Below are 9,051 nucleotides of genomic sequence, written 5' to 3'. Positions count from 1 at the left end.
CCAACAGTTTTTTAGTTTCGGTATTTAATTCTCTAATGAATCTCATATAAATACCCATTTTCAGTGATTTTATCTAATTATAGATTATTATGTCAAAAATAGGTAATTAATTTTGTGCACCTGCTTAATGAAAATAATAGCCATCTTGATCCTAAGTTTTATAAAAATTTGGCCGAACCTTGTGCTGAAAGCCAGCAAGATTTAGAAAGTAAAGCTCTACACTTCTTCCAAACTGAGTTAAATAATATTAAATTGGCTATTAGTTATGCTCAAGAAGAACAGCAATGGGAACGAGTGATCGAGATTAGTGAAAGTCTGGTAAGATTTCTGAGACTGCGGACTTATTGGGAAGATTTAGAAAAAATACAAAAAGATGCACTTTCTGCTGCTCAACAAGCAGGAAAGCGTTTAATAGAAGCTCATTTACTTGAACAGTTTGCTGAAGTACAACGTTTACTAGGAAATGCCAAGAATGGGATAGATAAATGTGAGGAAAGCAGGCGTATTTTTCAAGAATTAAACGATGAATATGGTGAAGCTAAAGCTTTATATACTTTAGGGTATCTGAATCGTTCATTAGGAAATTGGGACAAGTCTGCTGAAGCCTTTGAGGATTCATTGAAACTATTGATAAATCTAGAGAAAAATCAGAATACTGATGTAGACGAAGAACTAGCAGAAGCACTTGACGGTTTGGGCCAGATTTACACTAGACAAGGAAGATTAGAGATTGCTAAAGAAATTTTACTAAAGAGCCTCAATCTCAATAATAAACTTAACAATCAATTTTTAATTAGTAAAACAACAAATAATTTGGGCAAGGTTTACATCGAGCTTTATAACATTCAAAATCAATTAAATTTTTTAGAAGAAGCAAAAAGGCTATTTGAAAAAAGTTTGGAAATAGGGCGAGAACAGAATAATCGTCAAGGACAAGGTGTTTCACTCAATGAGCTAGGTAAAGTTCACCGTTTAATGGGAAATTACAACAAGGCACTAGAATATTATAATGAAAGTTTAAAAGTCAAGAAGCAAGTATCTGCTACTGGAGGTGGTGCTTCTGATAAAAATGGTGAAGGACTTACATACATGGAAATTGGCTTTTTATATGAAAATCAAGGAGAAAAAGAAAAAGCCAAAAACACTTTTCAAAAAGCTCTCGAACACTTGAATTTTTACTCTCCTCATCATAAGAATGTGTCTCAAATACTTGATAATAAATATTGTTAATTATTGGGCTTGCAGACACGCCCTAAGCATCTAAGTGGAAAATTTCACAGACCTGTTCAACAATTTTATTAGCTACTAGTCTATAGTTATGAGAATGTGGCATTGGCGGTTGAACAGCACGCAGGAAGCCACCACTAGCTTCTGCAATTGCTAAATTATAAATTCTCCCATCATCTTCAACTTTAAGTGTTTCTGTGTGAGTTGCAAAAAAAGTAATCATTCCTTCAGGGTTAATACATTCTTCAATAAGATGAAGACAAGCACTACCATGTACAAGTGCAATATTAGGTAATCCTGTTTCTTTTGACCATTGATTTAGTGCATGGAAAAAGCCAACTTGCTGATCTAAATTATTGTTCCAATCAATATTTAATGAAGTAGGAAGAGGAAATAAATGATATTGTTTGCTCAGAGCTAAAACTGTTCTATGAATTTCATCAAGTGAACCATACTGTATCATTACTGGAATAGCTATGATATTACGTTTATCCAATTTTTTTTGAATCTGTCCTATAGCCGGAATACTATCTTCAAAAGGGAAAGACATAAATTCTTTAATTCTTTGCTTCTCATCCTCTGTTTCTCCATAATCTGTACCAAACGCCTTCAAGCCAGAAAATGGGATGAAAATTATATTAGCATTGTGACGATCGGTCATTTTTTTTGCTTGTGTAGCAGAATCAATTAATTTATTTTTAGCTTCTATAACACTTTTTTTACTAGCAAAAATACTTGGTTTATTAGGTAATGGATGAGGTTGATATAAGTTATCAAAAACTATAGCATATTTTTCTTGGTATATTTCCTGTAAAAAACACATGGCTTTCTGTTCAGTAATAATATCATTTTCCGAAATACTATTTTCCTGAGCTATTGCCCATAAAAAATCATCATCTAAATAACTATTTTCGCAAGATATAAAACTAGTTTTTGCCCCGATGTTAGAAAAAGTCTCTTCTGTTATATCCTTGAATTTTGGATGTGCTAATATAAGAGTTGCTAAATCTATTGGCTCAGATTGAATCAGATAATTTATATAATCTTTTTGTGCGCGAATTCCTCGGAGAGCAAAACCTAAAGAACCTTGAATGGGGACTAGTATTGTCTTTTGCATTGAAGAACTAATTTTTTGATGAAAGAGGACGTTCACAAAGCTTTCTGCAAGGATAAGCTGTTCAGCATTTAGATTGGGATACCTAAATTCTTCAAAGGGAACAGGGAACGGGGAATATCCAATTTAAATGCACATCAGCTTAAAACCAACACAGCTTTCCCAGTATACCACCAGCAATATCGTCCGAGCAAAGGAGTTGCGCAGAAATAAGTTTCTGATCAGGGTCTAAAAATGGTAAGCATTCAGGTGTAGGGGTTGACAAAGCCATCTCAATTAGTCAAACCTAGGAATCAGAGACGAATGGCACTTAGTTAAGCCCATATTCTTTCTCTCAACTGTCACACAGACTGCCTTGATTGATGGAACAGGATTAATGGAACATATTTGAAAGCTTGGGGAAGATAAAAATGATAATTCCTCAAATACTATCATTCTGATTATTTTTATTCAGGTTGGGACTATGGCTTTATGCAAGGTCGCTCAGACCTATTTACCTGGTTGACTGACAAAAATTTACGAGCAAAACCCTGAAACTCTGTATAGACAAGGATTCTAGAGCTTACAGGAAATGCACTTATGCATTGATCGTGTTGGGCTTCAGATTTTCAGCTGGATCATTTGCCTTCCAGCCTTGCCACTAAAGAGCTTCGCAGGTTTCGTTCGGAAAGTGCTGAAACCCTTATTGAGCAGTCAATCTGAAATGTTTTGTCAGTCAACCAGCCTATTTACTCTCCCCAGACACCAGTAATCATCACAGTTGTGCCCAACTTTTCCACTCCCGTAGAAAAAGCCTCTGTCTTGAGTCAAACTAGATCTCAAACTCAGATTCGGGTTTTCCCTTTGTGTCCTGGTTGTCCTCCGCGTTTGCGTTTGCAGGAGTCCGATTCCTTCTTAGTTGGTTTCTGTGACCTTTTAATCAGGTCACTTGATGGGGGCTTTGATGAGGTCTGCCTGTCTTTCGACCGCAGACTTTTAAGGCGTTCCACCTCAACGATGAGTTGTTCAATCACAAGTTGGTTGTTGCAGCACCAGCTCCACCAGAACCGATTGGGGCAGGAGTTCCAGAGCTTCAAAGCTGTTGGGGATGGCTGGTGGTTTAATTTCCATGGTTATAAAATACTACTCATCTTTCCCCTTTTGTCAACCCCACCACCTGAATACTTACATCTCTCGCTTTCAGCATCTTCTCTTCTTACTCCTGGTAGATCGGGTATCCAAGTAATAGTATCTAGATCTAATATGGGTAAGCTTAACTCAACCTGTAATTTTAAGGCTAAGGTAGTTTTTCCTGCTCCAGAGTTGCCGAATATTAGTATCTTTCTCATGTTAAATAAAATAGACAAAAGGTAAGCATATACGCTACGCGCACGCTACGGAACCCTTAGCTATCAGCTATCAGCCGGGGAGCCTTTAGCACTAGAGTCTTGCTCAGGGAATTAGGATTGCTTTTTACTTTAAATCCGCTTCCCAAACACCAATGTAAATGCGATCGCTACTGTTTCGTTGAATCACACCCCGCAAGCTGTTATTGTTACCACTGGAAAATTCATAGTTATTAGACTTGCGCTGATATACATCTGCCAGTCCCTGTTTAATGTCAGTGGAGATGTTGTTACTGAGCAGCTTGTTTAAGGTCTGTGACATGATTTCTAGGCCAACGGATTGCGAAAAGGTAACTTCAGTTTGGCGCAGACGCCCAGAACTTCCAAACAAATATCCTAGGTCTACTTGATTAGGGACAACATTTTTATAAAGGAAAGCGCGAGTATTCCACTTGCCCTTTAAGTTTTTTGTGGGCTGGCCTAAAGCATATTCCACTGCTCTTCGCTGAGTTCCTGGGGGAAATTTGGGAATAGCGTTGAGCTGAGCAAGATTTGGGTTATTGGTATTGTTTTCTACGATGGGTGAAGGTTGGGTGATAGGTTTCGGTGTCCTTACTGGAACTGGTTTTACCTTAGTGTCTGGTTTCGATGGGGATGTTGGTGTTACCGGATCGGTTACGCTAGTCTCTGGTTTTGATATCGAGGGAGTAGTTACCGGATCAGTTACCTTAGTTTCTGGTTGTGATGGCTTTGATGGTGTGACCGGATCAGTTACCTTAGTTGCTGGTTGTGATGGCTTTGATGGTGTGACCGGATCAGTTACCTTAGTTGCTGGTTGTGATGGCTTTGATGGTGTGACCGGATCAGTTACCTTAGTTTCTGGTTGTGATGGGGATGATGGGTTTGATGGTGTGACCGGATCAGTTACCCTAGTCTCTGGTTGTGATGGGGATGAGTTATTGCTCTGGGACTGTGATGAAGATGAATTAGTTCCTGGTGTAGTTACTGGTTGTGATGGGTTCTTGGTTTGGGACTGTGATGAAGATGAATTAGTTCCTGGTGATTGGTCTTTTGATGATACTTTTTTATCTTGGGTTTCTTGAGAACTTGACGTGCCTGGGTATGGTAATTCCTTAGTCGTGGATGATGTTGATTTAGATTGCTCATAGGATGGGACTGTTGTAGAGGGATTCAAGAATTTGTTGAATCCCGAAGCAACAGCCACCACAATCAGTAATATACCGCCTCCGATTAAACCTCCCTTTAAAACTGCCTTGTAACTATCGTTTTGTTTTACAGTGACTGGATAAGGGCCTTTAATAGTGGACACTGAACCGTTGTTGGCTGGTGGCTCACCGGGAGAAATGGGGACTGTTGCTACGGTACCTTTGTTGGCTGTTGATGGGGCACCGGGAGACATGGGGACTGTGGCTTCCGTAGGTGATGCCGGGTCAGATTGGAGAGCATCAAGCATTTGTCTGGCACTAATAAAGCGATCGCGTGGATGGAATCGAATCGCTTTGTCGAGCACTATTCCTAGGTTTGAATAAAGGTGTGGGGCATCTTGACGCCATAAAATTTCACCAGTCCTCTCATCTGTGTGGAATAGCTGTGGTATTTTACCCGTTAGCAATAAAATTGCTGTCAGCCCCAAACTGTAGAGATCACTGCTATAGGTTGGGTGTCCTGCTGACTGTTCCGAAGACATATAGCCAGGAGTGCCAATTATAATTGATGCTGGGTGAGGGGTGCCAGAGTTGGTGACTACGGTACTCATTGCTTCTTTGACTGCACCAAAATCAATCAGAACTGGTACTCCATCTCGTTGGCGGATAATGATGTTATCTGGCTTAATGTCCCGATGAATGATACGGCGAGAGTGGACATACTCTAGAACTTTTAACAAACTAATTAGGAGTTCCCTAACTTCAATCTCAGTAAATTTTTTTCCCTGTCTGACCTGTGTTGTAAAGGTATTGCCTCGAATCCACTCTTGAACCAGGTAAAACTTTTCGGCTTCAGAGAAATAGGCATAAAGTCTTGGAATCTGGTCATGTGCTTCCCCTAAGGCTTCTAAAACAGCTGCTTCTCGTTGGAATCGCTCTTGGACGACCTTGTAAGCTTTAGAATTATGAGCTAATGCCTTAAGTTGCTTAATCACACACCGCCGTCTTGAGGGCATATGGATATCTTCGGCGAGAAAGGTGTCACCGAACCCACCCGAACCTAGAGTCTCAAGGACACGGTAGCGATTGTTTAAGAGTTTTGGATTCATGACGGATTCAGGGACAATTGGGTTCGAAGTGTGGTCTTCATTCTAATGTTAAGCTGCTGTCCGATTCAATTGGATGCTTGAGCAATGAGTTATTGGTAATTATTCATTGGTCATTGGTGCATAACAGGAGACTGTGCTTCCTCAAAACCGACTCAGGACTGAAAACAGGTATTTGGCATTTTAGGGGTTAATGGTATTAAACTATGCCTAAAAGTCAATGGCTATGATGAAGGGAGTAATAATTCTTAATATTAACTGAACTTAAGGTGGAAACAGATTTTACTCAACACAGTGCCAAAACCGAAAAGCCTTGTGTTTTAGTCTGCCAACATAAGTCTTGTTTAGCAGCCGGTTCAGCTGAGGTGCTGGCTGCCTTCGAGGAAGCTGATCTTTCTGACTTTAGCGTGATTGGTACAACTTGCCAGGGACAGTGTAGTTCTGGTCCAACGGTGCGGATTGTTCCAGAGGAGACTTGGTATTGCCGAGTCAAACCACAAGATGTGCCGGTAATTGTGGAAGAACATCTGCAAGGGGGTAAGTTAGTCAGGGCAAAACTCCATCCCCGCATCCATATGAGTTTTGGGTATTAGGTATAGCAGTTTTCCATGCTTTTAGGAAGTCGGGAGTCGGGAGTCGGGAGTCGGGAGTCGGGAGTCGGGAGTCGGGAGTCGGGAGTCGGGAGTCGAGAGTCGGAAGTCAGGATGGACTGATGCAATCAGGAATGATGCACTCAGGACTAATCTCGCAATACGTAGCCAACACCGCGCACGGTTTGGACTAGACGGTTTTCGTTGTTGGCTTCTAGCTTCAGGCGCAAGTAGCGAATGTAAACTTCTATGATATTAGAGTCACCCATAAAGTCATAACCCCAAACTCTTTCGAGGATTTGCTCTCGGGTGAGGACTTGTCGGGGATGGGCAAGAAGATATTCGAGTAGATCAAATTCTTTGACAGTCAGTTCAATTAATCGCTGACCTCGATAGACTTCACGGGTGCTATGGTTTAAACTTAAGTCGGCAAATTGGAGGATGTTGGGGTCTTCGGTTTGATTGCGTCGCAGATGAGCTCGGACTCTGGCTAATAATTCCTCTACGCTGAAGGGTTTGACTACGTAGTCATCAGCACCAGCATCTAAACCACTAACGCGATCGCTTACTTCATCTTTAGCGGTTAATAAGATAATCGGCACTTGATTACCAGTACTGCGCAGGCGTCGGCAAATTTCTGGTCCAGATATGCCCGGTAGCATCCAGTCGAGTATTACTAAATCTGGATTAGATTCCCGCGCTGCTCCCAAACCAGCTAACCCATCCGAGGCAACACTAACCTCATAACCTTCGTACTTCAGTTCCAGTTCAATGAACTGGGCTAGTTTGGTTTCATCTTCGACAACTAAAATATGGTGGGTCATAGCTTGATGGTGTCTAGGCCAAACAACTGTAAGTTCTTAGGACTAATACAGAAATAATAACGGCTCTAATAATTCATCATATCTTCCACAACAATAGTCTTATAAGTCTTATAGTATTTTGCTATGGATGAATTTGGGAGATAATCGGTGCGTAGAGCTACTTTACCAGTGTCTCTGAAAATCCAGTAACTAGGGAAAAGCAGCGCATCCAACTTTCCCCCCGTCAGGAAGTGGTGATGGGGTTACAAGCACGGAAATGGCGGCTCAACACGGTGGTCTTTACCCAGATAAAGCCCTTCAAGGATATATTTCTCAGGTGGGAGAGCGGATTGTCAAAAAGTCGGCAGCTTCTGGTTCACTACATCTGGCCAAGCAGAAACTTGGGGTAGCATTGGTTAATGCTGTTGGTATTGCTGCCAGTGATGATGCCCAGAGTGGTAGGCAAGCAGCACTACTTGCCCAAGCGATTAATCAAATGGTTAGCCTTAAGTATGGACGTGAGGATGAATTAGAAAGCGATCGCCTTGGTTTTCGGTTTATGACACAAGCGGGCTATAACCCTCGGGGAATCGTTGAACTGATGCAAGTCCTTAACTCGATTCGACAGGGTGGGCAACCACCGGAGTTTTTTAGTACTCACCCTAACCCTAGTAATCGGGTTGAACAACTCCAGAGTCTGATTGCTAAAACTTACCCTAATGGAATTCCTGCTAATCTGCAAGAGGGTCGGGAGCAGTTTGCTCGGAATGTTAAAGGGTCACGGTAAGGAGTGTGGTGCTAGATTAATCAGCCTCAAGGTATACTGCGTTAGGAGTTGGTTTGATATCTCCAGGTATAACTATGGCCGTTAATCAAGATACACTTTGGGACCGTTTCTTATCCCCGATCATCGGTAGCTTGATTGATTTTGAAAAGCTGCAGCAGTTTGACGAAACTATGAATTGGGAAGCTGAGTGCGTTCGCGTAGCGGCTCGTATCGAGCATCGCTTCCGTAACCCTGACCTAATCTATCCTGACTATTACAGCACTCAGAATTTCCATGGTATTGAAGGGGGCTACTTGAATGGAAGTGCAGCCACAACCTATGACCCAATTACCCAATATGCATTGCCCCCTAATGAAGCCTGGGTGCGTCAGGGGTTGATTGATACTATAGTAGGGAAGCCACGACGAATTCTGGATTTGGGCTGTGGCACCGGTTCCACAACCTTGATGTTAAAGCAGAGGTTTCCTGATGCCGAGGTCATTGGTCTCGACTTGTCACCTTATATGCTGGTCATGGCTGACTACAAAGCGAACAAGGCTAATCTCGATATTCAGTGGCTTCATGGTATGGCTGAACAGACGGGTTTAGCTGATCAGTCTTTTGATCTAGTTACAGCATCACTGTTGTTTCACGAAACTCCACCTAAGGTAACTCAGTCGATTTTGCATGAATCCTTCCGACTGCTGCAAGGGGGAGGACAAGTCTTGATTCTAGACGGGAATCAGACTACGATCCGGGAGGCGAATTGGCTAACGGAAGTTTTTGAACAAAATGTCTCGCGCAGTCCCCACCTATAATCTTCGATTTAGGTGGGGTTAGCGAGACCAACAAAAAACACTACCTTTTCTTATTCTTTTGGCAATTCTAGATTAATCATATTTGTGTTAATATAATTTAATAGCCTCTAGAGTGGGGTGTGACTAGACCATGGGT

The 9,051-nt window shown here is 41.6% G+C and carries 8 protein-coding genes and 2 pseudogenes; 4 read left to right on the top strand and 6 right to left on the bottom strand.

Features of this window, described 5'->3' with window-relative positions; translation table 11 throughout:
* Positions 1 to 114: 114 nt before the first annotated feature.
* Positions 115 to 1,230, top strand: a complete 1,116-nt coding sequence (locus tag F6K51_RS34070; protein WP_293029574.1) for a tetratricopeptide repeat protein — start codon at positions 115 to 117, stop codon at positions 1,228 to 1,230.
* A gap of 22 nt (positions 1,231 to 1,252) precedes the next feature.
* Here F6K51_RS34070 and F6K51_RS34065 read toward each other — a convergent pair whose 3' ends face one another.
* From F6K51_RS34065 to F6K51_RS34050, 4 genes and pseudogenes are all read right to left on the bottom strand, one after another.
* On the bottom strand, positions 1,253 to 2,344 hold the full coding sequence (locus F6K51_RS34065) for a hypothetical protein (RefSeq protein ID WP_293029571.1): 1,092 nt from the start codon (positions 2,342 to 2,344) through the stop codon (positions 1,253 to 1,255).
* An 827-nt stretch (positions 2,345 to 3,171) separates the two neighbouring features.
* Positions 3,172 to 3,451 (bottom strand): annotated as a pseudogene (locus F6K51_RS34060) (DUF6444 domain-containing protein); the annotation flags it as partial.
* A gap of 2 nt (positions 3,452 to 3,453) precedes the next feature.
* Positions 3,454 to 3,687, bottom strand: a complete 234-nt coding sequence (locus F6K51_RS34055; RefSeq protein ID WP_293029568.1) for a hypothetical protein — start codon at positions 3,685 to 3,687, stop codon at positions 3,454 to 3,456.
* A 106-nt stretch (positions 3,688 to 3,793) separates the two neighbouring features.
* Positions 3,794 to 5,941, bottom strand: coding sequence for a serine/threonine protein kinase (locus F6K51_RS34050; protein WP_293029564.1), 2,148 nt, complete (start codon positions 5,939 to 5,941; stop codon positions 3,794 to 3,796).
* Positions 5,942 to 6,207: 266 nt separating this feature from the next.
* Here F6K51_RS34050 and F6K51_RS34045 point away from each other — a divergent pair, with 266 nt between their 5' ends.
* Positions 6,208 to 6,531, top strand: a complete 324-nt coding sequence (locus F6K51_RS34045; protein ID WP_293029561.1) for a (2Fe-2S) ferredoxin domain-containing protein — start codon at positions 6,208 to 6,210, stop codon at positions 6,529 to 6,531.
* On the opposite strand, the gene F6K51_RS34040 is transcribed toward F6K51_RS34045, so the two are convergent.
* Positions 6,528 to 6,656 (bottom strand): hypothetical protein, encoded by a 129-nt coding sequence (locus tag F6K51_RS34040; protein ID WP_293029558.1) that lies wholly within the window; start codon positions 6,654 to 6,656, stop codon positions 6,528 to 6,530. The genes F6K51_RS34045 and F6K51_RS34040 overlap by 4 nt on opposite strands.
* A gap of 21 nt (positions 6,657 to 6,677) precedes the next feature.
* The gene (locus F6K51_RS34035) at positions 6,678 to 7,352 is read right to left on the bottom strand and encodes a response regulator transcription factor (RefSeq protein WP_293029555.1); all 675 of its coding nucleotides are present in this window, start codon (positions 7,350 to 7,352) and stop codon (positions 6,678 to 6,680) included.
* A 256-nt stretch (positions 7,353 to 7,608) separates the two neighbouring features.
* Between F6K51_RS34035 and F6K51_RS34030 the strand changes: the two genes are divergently transcribed.
* On the top strand, positions 7,609 to 8,118 hold the full coding sequence (locus F6K51_RS34030; protein ID WP_365940516.1) for a M48 family metalloprotease: 510 nt from the start codon (positions 7,609 to 7,611) through the stop codon (positions 8,116 to 8,118).
* Between the two features lie 74 nt (positions 8,119 to 8,192).
* Positions 8,193 to 8,888, top strand: a pseudogene (locus F6K51_RS34025) (class I SAM-dependent methyltransferase); the annotation flags it as partial.
* Between the last annotated feature and the right edge of the window lie 163 nt (positions 8,889 to 9,051).

Source organism: Moorena sp. SIO3I8 (genome assembly GCF_010692325.1).
Classification (GTDB): domain Bacteria; phylum Cyanobacteriota; class Cyanobacteriia; order Cyanobacteriales; family Coleofasciculaceae; genus Moorena.
Note: the sequence above shows the minus strand (reverse complement) of the source record. Positions and strands in the feature narration are given on the sequence as shown.

What these genes read in the sequence shown, in the direction of transcription:
- F6K51_RS34065 (WP_293029571.1), bottom strand. Translation starts at nt 2,344, where the DNA reads ATGCAAAAGACAATACTAGTCCCCATTCAAGGTTCTTTAGGTTTTGCT.
- F6K51_RS34050 (WP_293029564.1), bottom strand. Translation starts at nt 5,941, where the DNA reads ATGAATCCAAAACTCTTAAACAATCGCTACCGTGTCCTTGAGACTCTA.
- F6K51_RS34035 (WP_293029555.1), bottom strand. Translation starts at nt 7,352, where the DNA reads ATGACCCACCATATTTTAGTTGTCGAAGATGAAACCAAACTAGCCCAG.
- F6K51_RS34030 (WP_365940516.1), top strand. Translation starts at nt 7,609, where the DNA reads ATGGCGGCTCAACACGGTGGTCTTTACCCAGATAAAGCCCTTCAAGGA.